General features: G+C 65.2%; 17 protein-coding genes. 1 reads left to right on the forward strand and 16 read right to left on the reverse strand.

Annotation, left to right across the window (positions count from 1 at the left end):
- Positions 1-56: 56 nt before the first annotated feature.
- The 16 genes from AC1MCD_RS10550 to AC1MCD_RS10625 all read right to left on the reverse strand — a co-directional run bounded on the left by AC1MCD_RS10550 (position 57) and on the right by AC1MCD_RS10625 (position 15,561).
- Positions 57-1,061, reverse strand: coding sequence for a sugar phosphate isomerase/epimerase family protein (locus AC1MCD_RS10550; protein WP_498671736.1), 1,005 nt, complete (start codon positions 1,059-1,061; stop codon positions 57-59).
- Between the two features lie 93 nt (positions 1,062-1,154).
- Positions 1,155-1,889, reverse strand: a complete 735-nt coding sequence (locus AC1MCD_RS10555) for a GntR family transcriptional regulator (protein WP_498671737.1) — start codon at positions 1,887-1,889, stop codon at positions 1,155-1,157.
- 138 nt (positions 1,890-2,027) lie between these two features.
- Positions 2,028-2,438 (reverse strand): transcription antitermination factor NusB, encoded by a 411-nt coding sequence (nusB, locus tag AC1MCD_RS10560; RefSeq protein WP_190988304.1) that lies wholly within the window; start codon positions 2,436-2,438, stop codon positions 2,028-2,030.
- Positions 2,438-3,001 carry an elongation factor P gene (gene efp, locus AC1MCD_RS10565; RefSeq protein ID WP_190988303.1) on the reverse strand — a complete coding sequence of 188 codons (564 nt, stop codon included), beginning with the start codon at positions 2,999-3,001 and terminating at the stop codon, positions 2,438-2,440. Before efp ends, nusB begins: the two co-directional genes overlap by 1 nt.
- A gap of 153 nt (positions 3,002-3,154) precedes the next feature.
- Entirely contained in the window at positions 3,155-3,673 is a 519-nt protein-coding gene (locus tag AC1MCD_RS10570) for a tetratricopeptide repeat protein (protein ID WP_498671739.1), read from the reverse strand.
- Positions 3,673-4,764, reverse strand: a complete 1,092-nt coding sequence (aroB, locus tag AC1MCD_RS10575) for a 3-dehydroquinate synthase (protein WP_498671742.1) — start codon at positions 4,762-4,764, stop codon at positions 3,673-3,675. The genes AC1MCD_RS10570 and aroB overlap by 1 nt, the downstream gene beginning before the upstream one ends.
- Entirely contained in the window at positions 4,761-5,270 is a 510-nt protein-coding gene (locus tag AC1MCD_RS10580; RefSeq protein WP_498678287.1) for a shikimate kinase, read from the reverse strand. Before AC1MCD_RS10580 ends, aroB begins: the two co-directional genes overlap by 4 nt.
- A gap of 59 nt (positions 5,271-5,329) precedes the next feature.
- Complete coding sequence (gene aroC / locus AC1MCD_RS10585; protein WP_498671744.1) at positions 5,330-6,529, reverse strand: chorismate synthase; 1,200 nt, start codon at positions 6,527-6,529, stop codon at positions 5,330-5,332.
- A gap of 26 nt (positions 6,530-6,555) precedes the next feature.
- Positions 6,556-7,416, reverse strand: a complete 861-nt coding sequence (locus AC1MCD_RS10590; RefSeq protein ID WP_498678288.1) for a shikimate dehydrogenase — start codon at positions 7,414-7,416, stop codon at positions 6,556-6,558.
- The gene (gene mltG, locus AC1MCD_RS10595) at positions 7,413-9,134 is read right to left on the reverse strand and encodes an endolytic transglycosylase MltG (RefSeq protein ID WP_498671746.1); all 1,722 of its coding nucleotides are present in this window, start codon (positions 9,132-9,134) and stop codon (positions 7,413-7,415) included. The genes AC1MCD_RS10590 and mltG overlap by 4 nt, the downstream gene beginning before the upstream one ends.
- Complete coding sequence (gene ruvX, locus AC1MCD_RS10600; RefSeq protein ID WP_498671748.1) at positions 9,118-9,729, reverse strand: Holliday junction resolvase RuvX; 612 nt, start codon at positions 9,727-9,729, stop codon at positions 9,118-9,120. Before ruvX ends, mltG begins: the two co-directional genes overlap by 17 nt.
- A 7-nt stretch (positions 9,730-9,736) precedes the next feature.
- Positions 9,737-12,415, reverse strand: a complete 2,679-nt coding sequence (alaS, locus tag AC1MCD_RS10605) for an alanine--tRNA ligase (protein WP_498671750.1) — start codon at positions 12,413-12,415, stop codon at positions 9,737-9,739.
- Between the two features lie 116 nt (positions 12,416-12,531).
- Positions 12,532-12,777 (reverse strand): DUF6167 family protein, encoded by a 246-nt coding sequence (locus AC1MCD_RS10610; protein WP_498671751.1) that lies wholly within the window; start codon positions 12,775-12,777, stop codon positions 12,532-12,534.
- 18 nt (positions 12,778-12,795) lie between these two features.
- A complete protein-coding gene (locus tag AC1MCD_RS10615; RefSeq protein ID WP_164199570.1) occupies positions 12,796-13,170 on the reverse strand; it encodes a DUF948 domain-containing protein in 375 nt (124 codons plus the stop codon).
- Between the two features lie 146 nt (positions 13,171-13,316).
- The gene (rpsD, locus tag AC1MCD_RS10620) at positions 13,317-13,943 is read right to left on the reverse strand and encodes a 30S ribosomal protein S4 (RefSeq protein ID WP_190988295.1); all 627 of its coding nucleotides are present in this window, start codon (positions 13,941-13,943) and stop codon (positions 13,317-13,319) included.
- A 202-nt stretch (positions 13,944-14,145) separates the two neighbouring features.
- Entirely contained in the window at positions 14,146-15,561 is a 1,416-nt protein-coding gene (locus AC1MCD_RS10625) for a replication-associated recombination protein A (RefSeq protein WP_498671754.1), read from the reverse strand.
- A 59-nt stretch (positions 15,562-15,620) separates the two neighbouring features.
- Here AC1MCD_RS10625 and AC1MCD_RS10630 point away from each other — a divergent pair, with 59 nt between their 5' ends.
- On the forward strand, positions 15,621-16,325 hold the full coding sequence (locus AC1MCD_RS10630; RefSeq protein WP_498671756.1) for an acVLRF1 family peptidyl-tRNA hydrolase: 705 nt from the start codon (positions 15,621-15,623) through the stop codon (positions 16,323-16,325).
- Positions 16,326-16,328: the final 3 nt, after the last annotated feature.

Consider the following 16,328-nt stretch of genomic DNA (forward strand, 5'->3'; position numbering starts at 1 on the left):
TGCCGGGAGTCGTTGCGCGGCCCCCGAATGTCGGGCCGGCCGCGTCAAGTGTTGGGTCAGGCGTTGCTGAATTCCGCTGCTGCGGGCACCTGACGCCCCTGGGCTACCTGGCTCCGGCCCAGCACGTAGCCTTCGGCCTTCGGCAGGACGTGCCGGCGCAGGTAGTCCTGGTTGCTGGCGGTCACGCTGAGTCCGTCTCCGCCGTAGTGCTCCGTGCAGAGAATGCCTTGGAACCCGACGGAGAGTGCAAGCCTGAAGGCCTCGCGGTAATTAATGAGACCGCTTTCCATCGGCGCCGGCATGGTGACGTACATGTTGCGGGCCGTGTCCTCGTCCCGGATGTAGTTCTTCATGTGCCAGTAGTTGGAGTACGGCAAGGTCTTGGCCACCATCTCGCGCCAGTCCTCGATGGGCCGGTGAAGCCGGATCAGGTTGCCGAGGTCCGGGTTGAGGCCGACGTTGGCCAGGCCGATGTCCTGGACAAGCTGGACCGACGAATCCGCGGTGCCCAGATAGGTGTCCTCGTACATTTCCAAGGACAGCAGGACACCGACTTCCGCAGCGTGCCTTCCGAGCTCGCGGAGCCGGCTGACTGCGTTGCCCCAGGCTTCTTTGTTCCCGGCAGGATCCTTGTAGCCTTCAACCGTCCAGAACCAGAGCTGTTTCTGCTGCTCCGGCGTGATGGCCTGGTGCAGGCCGAAGGAGACAACTTCGCAGCCCAGTTCGGCGGCGGCGTCGATGGTGCGGTGGCTGTACGCCAGGTTCGCTTCCCAGTTGCCTGCCTCAATGACGCTGCGGCGAATGGCGGAAATCACGGGGACGCCTATGCCCACCGTGTCTGCCGTCTGCTTGAACTCAGCAAGCCTCGCAGGGCTCAGGTCGCCAGGCCGGAGCCAGCTGTCCGTCAGGTCTGCGTTGGCGAAGCCGGCTTCCTTGACCTCAGTCAGGACTTCCGTCCAGACGGACGCGTCGGCGTCATTGATGTCCGTGCCCTGGGCGTCGGTGCCGGGAAACTGCAGCAGTGCAGCGGTAATGGGCCAATTTTCAGCTGTGTAAGCCACGATGCTTTACTCCTTCATGAATCCTCTTTCCTATAGGATCTACTACCAAGGAGAAGTTGTCAACGTCACACTTTTTGCTTCGAACGGTATGAGCTAGTTTTCGGGGGCGTCCGCAATGGCCCGGGAGCGAACCTTCCGGATATGGTCTGCCATGGCCGCGCCGGCTTTGTCCGGGTCGCCCGAGGCAACAGCCTCCAGGACCGCCTGGTGCTCCGCGATGGCATACTCGGCATCTGTGATGCCGACCCCACTGAAAAGACGGAACCGCTGCACCTGCCCTCCCAGGGCTGAGTAAGCGGCTTCCATGAACTGGTTGCCAGTCTCCCGGGCAATGAGCTGGTGAAATCGCTCGTCCGCTTCAAGGTAGTCCTTGAACTCGGCAAATGAGGGCCCCCGCGGCGCTGACTTCATGTCCTCAACTGCCTGCTCAAGCTCAGCCAGGCCGTGCCGGGATGTCCGTTCGCAGGCCAGCCGGGCGTTCACCGGCTCGATTGCCAGGCGGGCCTCCATCAGCTCCGCAAAATCCTCCCTGGTAAAGACAGGCGCTACGCGGTAGCCCTTCAGCGCGACCCTCCGGACCATGCCGGTATGCTCAAGGCGCGCCAGTGCCTCGCGCACCGGTGTGGGGGAAACGTCCAGCTCGCGGGCAGTCCCGTCAATGCTCACCACCGCGCCAGGCGCGAGGCGGCCATCCATGAGGGATGCCAGCAACTCGGCATATACGTGATCGGCAAGCACTTGACGGCTGACGCCCCGGCCAGCCCCGCCTGACCCCTGCAGGTCGGCGGACCCAGTGGCGGTACCGGTTACTCTAAACGCATGTGGCATGGTGAAATCCTATAGGCTTCAGGCCGGTGCGGGGCATCGTTGCGGACATGGAAGAGCCCCGGCAGGCGGACCTGGCCGGGGCTACTCATCGCCTCGCTCGGGGCTTGGCTGCTGCGGGAACAGTCCAGGTTGGCAGGATCAGGCCAGGAGTGAGGGCTTCAGCTGCTGCAGGCGTCCCAGGAGCCCGTTGATGAACGACGGCGACTCATCCGTTGAGAGCGTTTTGGCCAGGGCCACTGCCTCGCTGACGGCGACGCCGTCGGGGACGTCGTCGTTGTAGAGCAGTTCCCAGGTGCCGATCCGCAGGATGATGCGGTCAACCGAGGGCATGCGCTCCAAGGTCCAGCCCTGGGAATAGGTTTCAAGGAACTCGTCGATGGCGGTCTGCTGCGAGACGACGCCTTCCACGATTTCCAACGTGTAGGGGTTCACGATCTGATCGGTTTTCTCCCGCCGCGCCCTGAGCACGTCGAAAGGCGAAACGGAGCGTTGTTCCGCTTCGAAAAGTACATCCAGCGCCCGGTTCCGGGCCTTGCCGCGTGCGCTCACTACTCGCTGACCCGGCCGAGGTAGCTGCCGTCGCGGGTATCGACCTTGACCTTGGTGTTGTTCTCGACGAACAGCGGAACCTGGATTTCGTATCCGGTTTCCAGGGTTGCAGGCTTGGTGCCGGCCGAGGAACGGTCGCCCTGCAGGCCGGGCTCCGTGTACGTGATCTCCAGGACAACGCTGGGCGGGAGTTCGATGTACAGCGGGTTGCCTTCGTGGATGGCAATATTGACCATCTGGTTTTCGAGCATGAAGTTGGTGGCGTCGCCAACCGTTGCACCGGAGACGGTGATCTGGTCGTAGTCAGCGGTGTCCATGAAGACGAAGTCCGCACCGTCCTGGTACAGGTACTGGTAATCGCGGCGGTCAACCGTGGCGGTCTCAATCTTGAGGCCGGCGTTGAACGTCTTATCCACAACCTTGCCGGACATCACGTTCCGCATCTTGGTCCGGACAAAGGCGCCACCCTTGCCGGGCTTGACGTGCTGGAATTCAATGACGTTCCAGAGCTGGCCCTCGAGCTTCAGGACGGTGCCGTTCTTGATGTCGTTAGTGGTTGCCACTGGTTTCCTTTGGTTTCATAAGTCTGGTGTTCTCAGACGTTCTATGCCGGCCAGGCATGCCGAACGGCCTGCCAGAGCGTGTTTGTCAAAAATCCAAGAACTATTCTACCGGTAAATCCGGGCGGCCTTGCGTCCAGTGACACCATGGGCCTCTCAGCAGGCGAGGTCCAGGACGTCGCGGGCCCGCCGGAGAGCCACTGTGGACGAGTAGATCTGGGCGGCGTCGGCCGACTGGGACACCCGAAGATCCAGTGCACGGGAAAAGGCCACCACCGCCGCAGCCGCGTGTCCGGCGGCGAAGTGCGTCTTGCCCAGATACTGCTGGACGAGGGCTTCACGATCGGTTCCCTGAACCTCCCCCAGCAGTTGCTTGAACAACTCCAGGGCGCGGTCGGAACGGTGCGATACGCGCAGCACCTCGGCTTCGAAAGCCCTGAGCCGGAAGGATTCCGGGTCCTTGAACCGTGCTTCGGCCAGCAGCTCGGCTGCCTCGGCTGCGTGTCCTTCCACGAGCAGGACGAAGATGGTGTCCGCGGGGTCGGTGGACGCTGCCAGGGCAGCACGGCAAACTTCCTCGTTGACAATCTCGGGCAGCAGGGACACCGGATTGATCCGGATGCCCGGGAAGCCGGCCTCGGGCCAGTCGCTGGTGCCTGCCATGTCGCCCTGCATCAGGAGGCGATTTCCTGATAGGCGGCAAAGAGCAGCGATGTGTCCGGGACATCCAGGATGCCCGGCTTGGCAATGCCGTCGAGGACCACAAAACGAAGCAGGTCGCCGCGCGATTTCTTGTCGCGGCGCATGCCGTCCAGCAGCCCCTGCCAGCGGTCCCTCCGGTACGTGACCGGCAGACCCAGGGTCTCGAGGATGCTGCGGTGGCGGTCGGCGTCGGCATCGCTGAGGCGGCCCACGCTGCGGGCAAGCTCTGCGGCGAACATCATGCCCACAGACACGGCCGCACCGTGCCGCCAGGAGTAGCGCTCCACCAGTTCAATGGCGTGGCCCAGGGTGTGGCCGTAATTCAGGATTTCGCGCAGCCCAGATTCCTTCAGGTCTTCCGAGACCACTTTCGCCTTGACGGCGATGGCACGCTCGATGAGCTCCCGGACGGTGTCCGATCCCGGATCCGTGGCCGCTGTGGCATCCTTTTCCACCAGTTCCAGGATGGCCGGATCGGCAATGAAGCCGCATTTGATGACTTCCGCCATGCCGGAAATGATCTCGTTGCGGGGCAGGGTTTTGAGGGTGTCCAGGTCCACCAGCACCCCGGCCGGCGGGTGGAAGGACCCCACCAGGTTCTTGCCTTCGGCCGTGTTGATGCCGGTCTTTCCACCGACGGAGGCGTCCACCATGCCCAGCAGGCTGGTTGGCATGTGAATGACCTTCACGCCGCGGAGCCACGTGGCCGCCACAAATCCAGCGAGGTCCGTGACGGCGCCGCCGCCCACTGCCACGATGGCGTCGGAGCGGGTGAAGTCGTTCTGGCCCAGTACCTGCCAGCAGAAAGCCGCGACCTGGATGTGTTTGCCTTCTTCGGCGTCCGGGATTTCCGCGGTCAGCGAAGTGAAACCGGCGGCCGCGAGTTCGTCGCGGACGGTGTCGCCGGTCAGGCGCAGTGCCCGCGGATGGATGACCAGGACGCGACGGACCCGCTCGCCCAGCAAGGCAGGGAGGTCACCCAGCAGGCTACGGCCCACCACGACGTCGTAGTTCTGCCCCGCGGATTCGCCGGTGACCTTGATGACTGTTGAATCGACGCTCACTTTTCAACTTCCTGTTTGGCGGCCGCGTATTCGCGCAGCGCAACTTCAAGCCGGTGCCCCAGTTCGGTGATCGACCCGTGGCGGACGTCCAGGACCAGGTTGGCCAGCCGTTCGTAGACGGGTTTCCTGGTGGCAAAGAGGGTAGTCCAGCGGGCCATGGCATCACCGGCCAGCAGCGGCCGTCCGGAGTTCCGGGCGATCCGCGATGCCACGGTTCCTTCATCGCATTCGAGGTACACCACGGTGCAGCGGGCAAGGATTTGCTGGGTTCCGGAGTCCAGCACGGCGCCGCCGCCCAATGAGATGACCGAGGCGGTGTCCTCGGCGCGTTCCACAGCGGCGGCCACGGTGCGGGCCTCAATTTCCCGGAAGGCGTGCTCCCCACGTCCGGCGAAGATGGATGCGATGCTGCCGTGGGCGTCCACGATCAGCACGTCCGTGTCCACGAAAGGCACGTCAAGGCGCTTGGCGAGTTCATAGCCGATGGCGGACTTGCCCACTGCCATGGGCCCGATGAGGACGATGGGCCGGTTGCCCGGCACCGCCCTTTTAATCCCGCGGGGCACTAGTGGCCGATCGAGTCCAGGGAGGCCGGAATGCTGTCCAGGTAACCCTTGATGTTGCGTGCGGTCTCCGCTACGGAGTCCCCGCCAAACTTTTCGGTGACGGCTTCCGCAAGTACCAGCGCCACCATCGCCTCCGCGACGACGCCGGCAGCCGGTACGGCACAGACGTCGGAGCGCTGGTGGTGGGCCTTGGCGGGCTCCCCCGTGCTGACGTCGACTGTCCGCAGGGCGCGCGGCACGGTAGCGATCGGCTTCATGGCGGCACGGACGCGGAGGACATCGCCGATGCTCATGCCGCCCTCAATCCCGCCTGCGCGGTTGCTGGTGCGCACAATCCTGCCGTCGGAATCCTTGACAATCTCGTCGTGGGCAGCCGAGCCGCGGCGAGCGGCCGTCAGGAACCCGTCACCAACTTCCACGCCCTTAATGGCCTGGATCCCCATGAGGGCGGCGGCGAGCCGTGAGTCGAGCCGGCGGTCCCAGTGGACGTAGCTTCCCAATCCCGGGGGCAGTCCGTAGGCCAAGACTTCCACTACGCCGCCCAGGGTTTCGCCTTCCTTGTGCGCGGCGTCCACTTCGGCCACCATGGCGTCAGAGGTTTCGCGGTCGAAGCAGCGCAACGGATCTGCGTCCAGGGCGATGACGTCAGCCGGAACGGGCAATGGGCGCCCTTCGGGGACCGTCACGCTGGCGATGGAGACGGTGTGGCTGACCAACTCGATACCAAGCTGCTTGAGGAACTGGGAGGCAACGGTGCCCATGGCAACCCTGGTTGCCGTTTCGCGGGCACTGGCGCGTTCCAGCACCGGACGAGCTTCGTCGAAGCCGTACTTCTGCATGCCGGTGAAATCTGCGTGGCCCGGGCGCGGCCGGGTCAGCGGTGCGTTGCGTGCCTGGTCGGCGAGGACTTCAGGATCCACGGGGTCGGCTGCCATGATTTGTTCCCATTTGGGCCATTCGGTGTTGGCCACCTGGACGGCCACCGGTCCGCCCTGGGTAAGGCCGTGGCGGACGCCGCCCAGAATGGTGACCACGTCCTGTTCAAACTTCATCCGGGCGCCCCGGCCATAGCCCAGGCGGCGGCGAGCCAGTGAATCGGCAATCTGCCCGCTGGTGATTTCCACACCGGCGGGGACGCCTTCAATAATTCCCATCAGAGCCGGACCATGGGATTCACCGGCTGTCAACCAACGCAACATAATTTCCATCCTGCCACGTATGGCTGTCAGAACGCCCGTCGGGGAAGGCCGACTGAGTCACACATCACATCTATGACTGCTGCGTTAACCTCGTCACCGCGGCCGGTAAACAAGCGCACCTGTTCCACCGCCTGGTACAGCAGCATTTCCAGGCCCGGGACCACAGTTCCGCCGCCGGCCTGCCAGACCGTAGCGATCTTGCTCGGCCAGGGTTCGTAGGCCACATCAAGCAAAACGCCCGGCGTCCTGACTCCCAAGGCTGCGATCTCGGCGGCAAGGGTGTCGGCCGCGCGCGGCGGGAGTGTGGAAATCACGACGTCGGCACTCGCCGTGGGAGTGGCGGCTTCGGTCATCGGCCGGACGTCGATAGCCAAGCCAACGCCGCGGGCGGCGGCCTGCGCTTCGGCTGCCCGCGACGGATCGCGGACAAACACCTGTGCATGCGCAGTGCCCAGATCCTTCAGCGCGGCAACGGCCGCTGCGGCCGTCCCGCCTCCACCCAGGACTACAGCGGAAGGACTCGCCACTACCCCGGTGTTGAGGACCGCGTTGACGATCCCCGCGACGTCCGTGTTGTAGCCGACCCGCCTGACAGACCCGCCGGCTTCCTCGAATGCGACGGTGTTGACGACGCCCAGCGTGCGGGCAACACCGCGGACTTCATCCACTTCACTGACCATGCCGGCTTTCAGCGGCATGGTCACCGAGAGGCCACGCCACCCTTCCTGATTCCTTACCCGCTGCATGAACGCGGGCAAGGCCTGCTCCGTCAGGTCCACGGCCGTGTAGCCGATATCGAGCCCCAGCTTGGCGTAGGCCGCCAGATGCAATGCCGGTGACTTGGAGTGGCTGATCGGGTGGCCCAGCACTGCCGCCCGAAGGCTCACGCGCAGCGGCCGGTATTTGCCCGGCACCAGCTGTTGTACTGCTCCACGTAACCATTGTGCTCGGCGAGAGTCTTGGAGAATTTGGTTTCCTTGGTGTCCAGGTTGATGGTCACCCAGTACAGGAAGTCGTTGGTCTTGGGCTTCGCGGCAGCATCGATGGCTGTCTTGCCGGGCGAGCCGATGGGGCCGGGGGGCAGTCCCGGGTTGGCGTACGTGTTGTACACATTTGACTTATCCTGGCGCTGCTCATCGGTGAAGTTGAAGCTCCTGGTGCCCAGTCCGTACGTGACGGCCGAGTCCACCTGCAGGAAGCCGCCTGTCTGGTCGTTGGGCTTGAGCCGGTTGTAGATGGCGCCGGCAACGTCGCCATACTCGGCCTGGCCGCCCTCGGCCTGGACAATGCTGGCCACGATGATTGCCTCGTACTGCTTCGCGGGATCGGTAATGCCCTGCGCCACGAGCTCGTCGGTGGTCGTCTTGACCAGGGCCTGGAGGATGTCTTTCGCCGGGGTGCCGAGCGGGAACCGGTACTCGCCGGGATGCAGGAAGCCCTCAAGGTTCTTGGCGTTTGCCGGCAGGCCAAACTGCTGCGGGGAATCGCTGAATTGCTTCAGCTGCTGCACTTTGATGCCCGATCCTTCGGAAATCGCCTGCAGTGATTCATCGATCCGCAGGCCCGCGCTCAGGGCGAAGTAGATGACCTTGGTTTTGTCGTGGCCCAGGAGGACGTTGACGGCATCGGAGTTCTTCATCTCCGACTTGAAGGTGAAATCCCCCGGTGTCAGCGTGCCGCCGGAAGCCGCAAATGCCTGCAGGAACGTGTCCGCGTTGGCGACGATTTTATCGGCTTCCAGCTTGGCTGCTACCGACCGCATACCCTCACCGGACTGGACCGAAACCTGGACTTCGCCGGAGCCCGGACCGGGGTAGTCGCTCGCTTTGTCGCTTCCCAGCAGGGGCTTCAGGAACTGCGCGCCCACGGCAATGGCGGCCACGAACACCACGAGCGTCAGGAACAGGGCCAGGAGACGGCGCCTGCGGCGCACTTTCTTGGAGGGCTTTGCCACTACTGATCCCGCAGCTGCCCCGGCGAACAGGCCGGCGTCGGGGTGGGTGTCAGGATGCGCGTCATGCCCGTCGTCGAGGTAGTGCCCATGCTGATCTTGCTCTTCGTAGTGGTGACCGTCGTAATGCTGGTCCTCGTAGTGGTGGTCCTCGTAACGGTGACCGTCGGCATGGGCATACCCGGTCGGGTGACCCTCGTAGGGCTCGGCCTCCGGGGCGTGCACGGCCTGGTCAGGGTCCTCGTGGAACTCCTGGGCAGCATCCTGGTGATGGTGGTGTGCCTCGGCGGGCGCCGCGTCCTGGATGGAGGGCTGAGTGTCCGGCTGCATGGGGACCACCGGTTGGTGTGCCTGGACCGGCTCCGCGACCGGCTCTACCGGCCCGGCTACAGGTTCGGCCGCCACAGAAGGCTCGCGTTCAGGCACCACCGGAGTGACTGGCTCGGGCGTGACGGGCTCCGGCGCGGGAGCCTCGAAACCTTCAGGCTCCTGTGCAGGCAAAGGCACATCCTGGCCCGTTTGATAGGCCTGTTCCGGAACCGCGTTGGTGTCCTCGGTGTGCTTCTCCAATGCGCGGAGCTCTTTTCGGGTCAGCGGCCTGGCGCCATCATGATTGGTGGCGCCTGAGGCGTCATCGTTATTGGACGGGCTCACTGTGGCCTTCCGTGTTCTGAGGTGGAGACTTGCCTTCGGCGACGGAGGCGGCAGCCTGGGCTGACCCGCCTGTTCCGGAAGGCTGCAGACGGGGCGGCGCGCTCACGCGGCTCCCAACGTCCGTTCCCCTGGCTTTTTGCATGTCGATGGCGTGCTGGAGAATGCCTGCCGCCGCAACCTGATCAACCACTTTACGGTGGTTGCGGCTGCTCATGCCAGCTTCGTGCAGGCTACGGTGGGCCGTGACGCTGCTGAGCCGCTCGTCAACGAGGTTCACGGGCACATCGAGGGCCCGGCCGGCCAGCTCTGCCGCGAGCAGCTCCGCGTACTCGGCGGCCATCCGGGCGGAGGCATGTTCTTCCCCCTTCATGGTGCGCGGCAGCCCCACGATGACCTGGACGGCGCCGAGTTCCTGCGCGAGCGAGGCGATCACCCGCACGTCGGAGTTCTTCTTGGCGTTCCGGTCCAGGGTCTTATATGGCGTGGCCAGGATGGCATCCCGGTCACAGATGGCCACTCCCACTCGGACGGTGCCGACGTCTACCCCCAGTTTGATGCCCTGGGGGTAGTCGGCGGCTGCAACAGGTTCAGTCACGGGTTCCTTAGCGCCGGGAAATGGCGTCCACGACGGCAGCAAGCGCCGGGGCGACCTTGGTGGCGTCCGTGCCGCCGCCCTGGGCGACGTCGTCCTTGCCACCGCCGCCGCCACCGAGGATCCCCGCAGCGAGCCGCACCAGGGCTCCGGCTTTCACGCCGGCTTCCCGGGCGGCCTCATTGGTGGCCACCAGGATCATGGGGCGGTCATTGCTGACGCCGGCCACTGCCACAGTGGAGGCCTCGGACCCGAGCCGGTTGCGCAGGTCAAGGGCAAGATTGCGGACGTCGTCGGCACCACCGATCTGGCCGGCGTCGTGCGCGATGACCCGGATGCCGGCGGCATCCCGGGCGGTGCCCACGAGGTTGGCAGCCGCTGCGGTGAGCTGTTCCTTGCGGAGGCGGTCCAGTTCCTTCTCGGTGGCCTTGAGCTTGTTCAGCGTGCTGGCGATCCTGTCGGCGAGCTGGCCGGAGGGTACCTTGAGCATCTCGGTCAGCTCGGTCACCAGGGCGCGTTCGGCCGCGAGATGGCGGAAGGCGTCCATGCCCACGAAGGCTTCGACGCGGCGGTTTCCTGAGCCGACGGACTGCTCGCCCAGCAGCGACAGGCTGCCGATCAGGGACGTGTTGGAGACGTGGGTGCCGCCGCACAGTTCACGGGACCACGCGCCGTCGATCTCCACAACCCGCACTTCACTGCCGTAGTTTTCGCCGAACAGCGCCATGGCCCCGAGTGACTTGGCCTCGGCCAGTGCCATCACCTTGGTGTCCACCCGGTAATTGTTGCGGATGGCCAGGTTGGACACCTCCTCGATTTCCGAACGCGTGGCGGTGCTCAGGCCTTCGCCCCAGGCGAAGTCGAAGCGCAGGTAGCCGGCCTTGTTGTAGGAGCCGCGCTGGGTGGCCTGCGGGCCGAGGATCTGGTGCAGGGCGGCGTGCACGATGTGGGTGCCGGTGTGGGCCTGCTCCGCAGCATGGCGGCGTTCACGGTCGACGGCGGCGCGCACCAGGGCGTCCGAGGAGATCTCGCCTTCACGGACGATCGCCTTGTGCACGCTCAGGCCCTTGACGGGGCGCTGGACGTCCAGGACTTCGACGACGAAGCCGTCACCGGTGATGAGCCCGGTGTCAGCGGACTGGCCACCGGCCTCGGCGTAGAACGGGGTCTCGTTGAGGACGAGCTCGATTTCGTCACCGGTAGCGGCGTGGGCGACCCGCTGGCCGCCGCTGAGGAGGCCACGGACGCGGGCCTCGCCGTCCAGCTCTTCGTAGCCGGTGAAGACGGTCTCGCCCTCACCCAGGATCTCCTGATAGGCGCTGAGGTCCGCGTGGCCGCCCTTCTTACCCTTGGCATCGGCCTGGGCGCGCTGGCGCTGCTCGAGCATGAGGGCGCGGAAACCGGCCTCGTCCACCTTGAGTCCGGCTTCTTCAGCCATTTCCAGGGTGAGGTCGATCGGGAAGCCGTAGGTGTCGTGCAGGGCGAATGCGTCGGCGCCGGACAGCGGTGCACCGGCGGCCTTGGATACCGTCACAGCATCCTCCAGGCGGGCGGTGCCCGAAGCGATGGTGCGCAGGAAGGCCCGCTCTTCCGCGTAGGCGATCCGGCTGATGCGGTCGAAGTCCGTCGCCACGATCGGGTAGACGCCCTTCATGGCATCACGTGAGGCCGGCAGCAGGTCCGGCAGGCAGGCCTTTTCGACGCCAAGCAGGCGCATCGAGCGCACCGCACGCCTGATGAGGCGGCGCAGGACGTAGCCACGGCCTTCGTTTGAGGGCGTCACGCCGTCGGCGATCAGCATCAGGGCGGACCGGATGTGATCGCCCACAACCCGCATGCGGACATCGTCCGTGTGGTGGGGATCGTCCGCTGTTTCGGCGGAGGTGTACTCCCGGCCGGACAGCTCGGCGGCCTTGTCGATCACAGGGCGGACCTGGTCCGTCTCGTACATGTTCTCGACGCCCTGCAGGATCATGGCGAGGCGTTCCATGCCCAGCCCGGTGTCGATGTTCTTTTTGGGCAGTTCACCCACGATGTCGAAGTCGTCCTTGGAGCGGACATTGTCGATCTGGTACTGCATGAAGACCAGGTTCCAGATTTCGACGTAGCGGTTCTCGTCCGCGAGCGGGCCGCCTTCAACGCCGTAAGCAGGGCCGCGGTCGTAGTAGATTTCCGAGCAGGGGCCGGCGGGGCCGGGCTGGCCGGTGTGCCAGTAGTTATCAGCCTTGCCCATGCGCTGGATCCGCTCAGCGGGGACGCCGGTGTTCTTAAGCCACAGGTCACGGGCTTCGTCGTCGTCCTGGTACACAGTGACCCACAGGAGTTCGGGCGGCAGGCCGTAGCCGCCGTCGTCCACGCTCGTGGTGAGTAGTTCCCAGGCGAACCTAATCGCGTCTTCCTTGAAGTAATCGCCGAACGAGAAGTTGCCGCACATTTGGAAGAACGTGCCGTGGCGGGCGGTTTTGCCCACTTCCTCGATGTCACCGGTGCGGATGCACTTCTGGATGCTCGTGGCGCGGGAGAACGGTGCTTCTTCGCGGGCGGTCAGGTAGGGAATGAAGGGGACCATGCCGGCGACGGTGAACAGCAGTGAGGGGTCGCTGGAGACCAGCGAGGCGGAGGGAACCGCGGTATGGCCTTTGCTGACGAAAAAGTCGATCCAGCGCTTGGTGATCTCCTGCGACTTCATGAGCTGATTACTTACCCTTCTTGGCTCACGCGTTTCTGGTGCGTGACAGTTTGATACAGGGAGCAGTCCGGGCAAGCCGCTACTGCTGGTTTAATTCTCTCGCGTTTTTCCGGCCTTTAGCGCCGGGCCACATCCTGCGGTGAAACCACCGGGGATTCGACGCCGAGTGCCGTGCGGAGGTCCGTTTCCCGCTCGTGCATTCCGGACCGGACAGCGTCCGCGAAGTCGTAGAGGCCGTCGGTCAGCCGGCCCACGGCCCGGTTCAGGCCCTCGGGCCCCAGGTTTGCTTGGGCTTCAGTGAGCTTACGGAACGCGATGACTCCGATCGCGACGCCGATTCCCATCCAGACAAATCGTTTCATGTTCTGTTCTTCCGGTGGCTAGCGGCTGCGGCGGCCGGCCGCGGGCTTCTTGCGGTTGGCGAGGGCGGTGCGGACTCCGTAGCTGAACGCTGCCACCTTGATCAGAGGCGAGCCCACCGTGGCGGCAACGAGGGAGGAAAGCGCGGAGAGGTTCGCGGACGCGTCAGAAACGTTGGAGGCGATGCCGTCCACCTTCTTCAGCTGCTGGTTAGTGGTGGTTACGGTCGCGGTGACTTCGTCCATCAGGGGCGTGGCGCCGTCGCTGATGGATCGGATGGACGTCCGTATTTCTTCCAGGACACTGCCCAGCTTCAGGATGGGTACGGCGAGCAGCAGCACCAGGAGCGCAAACACCCCGGCCGCGATCAGGCCGGCAATATCGCCACCAGACATAGACGTTCAACTCCCTTGAAACTGACGTGAATCTTTTCGGTCCGCGCACGCTGCCTTGATGCGTTCCGCAGATGTCCCCCAAGTACCTTACATACAAAGAAGCCCGTGGCGCTTGCCACGGGCTTCTTTGGATACGCTGCTGGGATTTAGCGTGCGTAGAATTCGACGACGAGCTGCTCTTCGCAGGTTACGGGAACCTCGGAGCGCTTCGGGCGACGGACCAGGCGTGCCTGCAGGGCGTCAAGCTTGACGTCCAGGTAGGCCGGAACCTGGGGCAGGACGTCGCGGTGCGCGCCGGCTGCTGCAACCTGGAGCGGAACCATGGTTTCGCTGCGGCTGTGGACGTGGACCAGCTGGCCCTCGCCGACGCGGAAGGACGGGCGGTCAACGCGGATGCCGTCAACCATGATGTGGCGGTGCACAACCAGCTGGCGGGCCTGGGCGATGGTGCGGGCGAAGCCTGCACGCAGCACGAGGGCGTCGAGACGCATTTCGAGCAGTTCGATCAGGTTTTCACCGGTCAGGCCCTTGGTGCGGCGTGCTTCTTCGAAGGCACGGGTCATCTGGGCTTCGCGGATGCCGTACTGGGCGCGCAGACGCTGCTTTTCGCGCAGACGTACGGCGTAGTCGGAGTCCTGCTTCTTGCGGGCACGGCCATGCTCACCGGGGCCGTACGGGCGGCGCTCCATGTACTTGGCGGCCTTGGGGGTCAGAGCAATGCCGAGTGCGCGCGAGAGGCGTGCTGTACGGCGAGCACGAGTGTTGTTAGCCACTTGTGTCCTTCCAATATCTGCGGTGTGTCAGTGTTACTGGCCTCCATAATGGAGAGCATCGGCCAACCGCTGCCTTTTGCTACTGGGCACAGGGCTACCCCAACAAGAAACAGTGAAAACTGGAAAATGTGGGAGATTGCGTCCGTGCCTTGCCAGACAACGAACTATCTTAGCAGGATTTGCCGACCCTCCCCCACCCGGCTCAGCTGCCGCGGATGATCTTCCGCAGCCGTTCCAGGCGAACGGCGATGTCGCGCTCCGCGCCGTTGGCGGTGGGTTCGTAGTAGTCCCGGCCCACCAGGTCGTCCGGCGGGTACTGCTGGCTGGCCACGGAATGCGGTGCATCATGCGCGTACTTGTACCCCTTGCCGTGGCCGAGCTGCTTCGAGCCCGGGTAGTGCGCGTCGCGCAGGTGCGCCGGAATCCCGTTGCCCAGTCCCGCCCGGACGTCCGCAATGGCCTTGTTGATGCCCATATAGGCGGCGTTGGACTTTGGCGCGGTGGCGAGGTGCACCACCGCCTCGGCGAGGACAATCCGACCCTCGGGCATCCCGATCAGCTGCACCGCCTGGGCGGCGGCTACTGCCGTCTGCAACGCGGTGGGGTCTGCCATGCCAACGTCCTCTGCGGCGGAAATCACAATGCGCCGGGCAATAAAGCGGGGGTCCTCCCCCGCCTCAAGCATCCTGGCGAGGTAGTGCAGGGCAGCATCCACGTCGGAGCCGCGGACTGATTTGATGAAGGCGCTGGCTACGTCGTAGTGCTGGTCTCCCGCCCGGTCGTAGCGGACCGCGGCCACATCCAGTGCGCGTTCGGTGTGCTTGAGTTCGATGGATACCGGCGAGTTCTCATCGGCGTCGTCGGCGTCACCGAAGGCAACACCCGAGGCTGCTTCCAAGGCAGTCAGTGCGCGCCGCGCGTCACCGCCGGACAGCCGGACGAGGTGGGCCAATGCCTCGGCACTGAGCTCCACTTTCCCGTTCAGTCCGCGTTCATCGGCAACAGCACGCTGCAGGAGCCCTTCAATGTCCGCGTCTGTTAGCGGCTTCAGGGTCAGCAGCAGGGACCGGGACAACAGTGGGGAAACCACCGAAAAGGACGGGTTCTCCGTGGTGGCCGCCACGAGGACCACCCAGCGGTTCTCCACGCCGGGCAGCAGCGCATCCTGCTGTGCCTTGTTGAAACGGTGGATCTCGTCCAGGAACAGCACGGTGGTGGTCTTGTAGAGGTCTCGGGCCGTCAGGGCCTCGTCCATCACCCGGCGCACGTCCTTGACGCCGGCGGTGATCGCGGACAGTTCCACGAACTTCCGGCCTTTGCCCTTGGCGATCACATGGGCGAGCGTGGTCTTGCCGGTCCCCGGGGGACCCCACAGGATCAGGGAGCTTGGGCCGGCGGGACCCACCGCGTCGGTGCCTGCGGCGAGCTGCCGGAGGGGCGAGCCCTGCCCCAGCAGGTGCTGCTGGCCCACCACATCATCGAGGGTGCGTGGCCGCATCCGGACGGCCAAAGGACTGCGCTGCGCAGCGCTGCGGCTTGCCCCGGCACGGTCGGACAACGACGGTTCGTTACTGTCGTCGTCGTCATTGCCGGGCCCCTGGCCGAAGAGATCATCCACATAGATAGGCTACTCATAGTTCAGCACCACCAATCCGCACGCTCACAAGAGGACCCGCCATGACCGCACGCAGCTCCGACGGCGTCAGCCATACCGGACCAGCCCGGGCGGGGTCCGGCCGTGAAGGATCCGTTCGGACCGCTTTTGTGCCGGCGGCCCGACTTGCCGGGTGGGTTGAGCGTTTCGGTGCCGCCCACGGCGGCTTCCGGCTGAGCGATGACGACGACGGCGTGCGGCTGCTGGCGGCCGACGGCACCGTTGCGCTGCTCCAGGCGCCCTGGCCTCCGGACGGACGCCCCGGGCGTGGCAGCGATCCCTTGGAGCGCCTGGCGTCCGTGGCCGGCCAGCCCCGGACGGCCGGCCTGGTGCTGGTGCGTCGCGGCGGCTATGGAGTGGCGGTGGCGCGGGAGGGTGCCGTGGTGGCGTCCAAAACCGGATCCAAATACGTGCAGGGCCGGACCGCTGCGGGCGGCCAATCCCAGCAGCGGTTCGCCCGCCGCCGCGCCAACCAGGCGGACGAGCTGGTGGAGAAGGTGGCAGCCCAGGCGGCAGCGATCCTCGGCGGCCACCCGATCGAGTACCTCGCCCCGGGCGGTGACCGGACCCTGGCGGGCCTGGTGCTCGACCAGCCCGCCATGAGGCTTTACGCCGCAGTCCCCCGGCTGGCTTTCCTGGACGTGGCGGACCCCAAAGGCTCAGTCCTCAAGAAGGCCGCGGCCGATATCTTCTCAGTGCGGGTTCAGGTGGCCGACGCAGGGAACTAGACC

The sequence above is a fragment of the Arthrobacter sp. BF1 genome (genome assembly GCF_056680215.1).

Excerpts from the sequence above, each read along its gene's own strand:
- AC1MCD_RS10555 (WP_498671737.1), bottom strand. The coding sequence starts at position 1,889 with ATGCCACATGCGTTTAGAGTAACCGGTACCGCCACTGGGTCCGCCGAC.
- AC1MCD_RS10570 (WP_498671739.1), bottom strand. The coding sequence starts at position 3,673 with ATGCAGGGCGACATGGCAGGCACCAGCGACTGGCCCGAGGCCGGCTTC.
- AC1MCD_RS10580 (WP_498678287.1), bottom strand. The coding sequence starts at position 5,270 with ATGGCAGTGGGCAAGTCCGCCATCGGCTATGAACTCGCCAAGCGCCTT.
- aroC (WP_498671744.1), bottom strand. The coding sequence starts at position 6,529 with ATGTTGCGTTGGTTGACAGCCGGTGAATCCCATGGTCCGGCTCTGATG.
- alaS (WP_498671750.1), bottom strand. The coding sequence starts at position 12,415 with ATGAAGTCGCAGGAGATCACCAAGCGCTGGATCGACTTTTTCGTCAGC.
- AC1MCD_RS10610 (WP_498671751.1), bottom strand. The coding sequence starts at position 12,777 with ATGAAACGATTTGTCTGGATGGGAATCGGCGTCGCGATCGGAGTCATC.
- AC1MCD_RS10615 (WP_164199570.1), bottom strand. The coding sequence starts at position 13,170 with ATGTCTGGTGGCGATATTGCCGGCCTGATCGCGGCCGGGGTGTTTGCG.
- AC1MCD_RS10630 (WP_498671756.1), top strand. The coding sequence starts at position 15,621 with ATGACCGCACGCAGCTCCGACGGCGTCAGCCATACCGGACCAGCCCGG.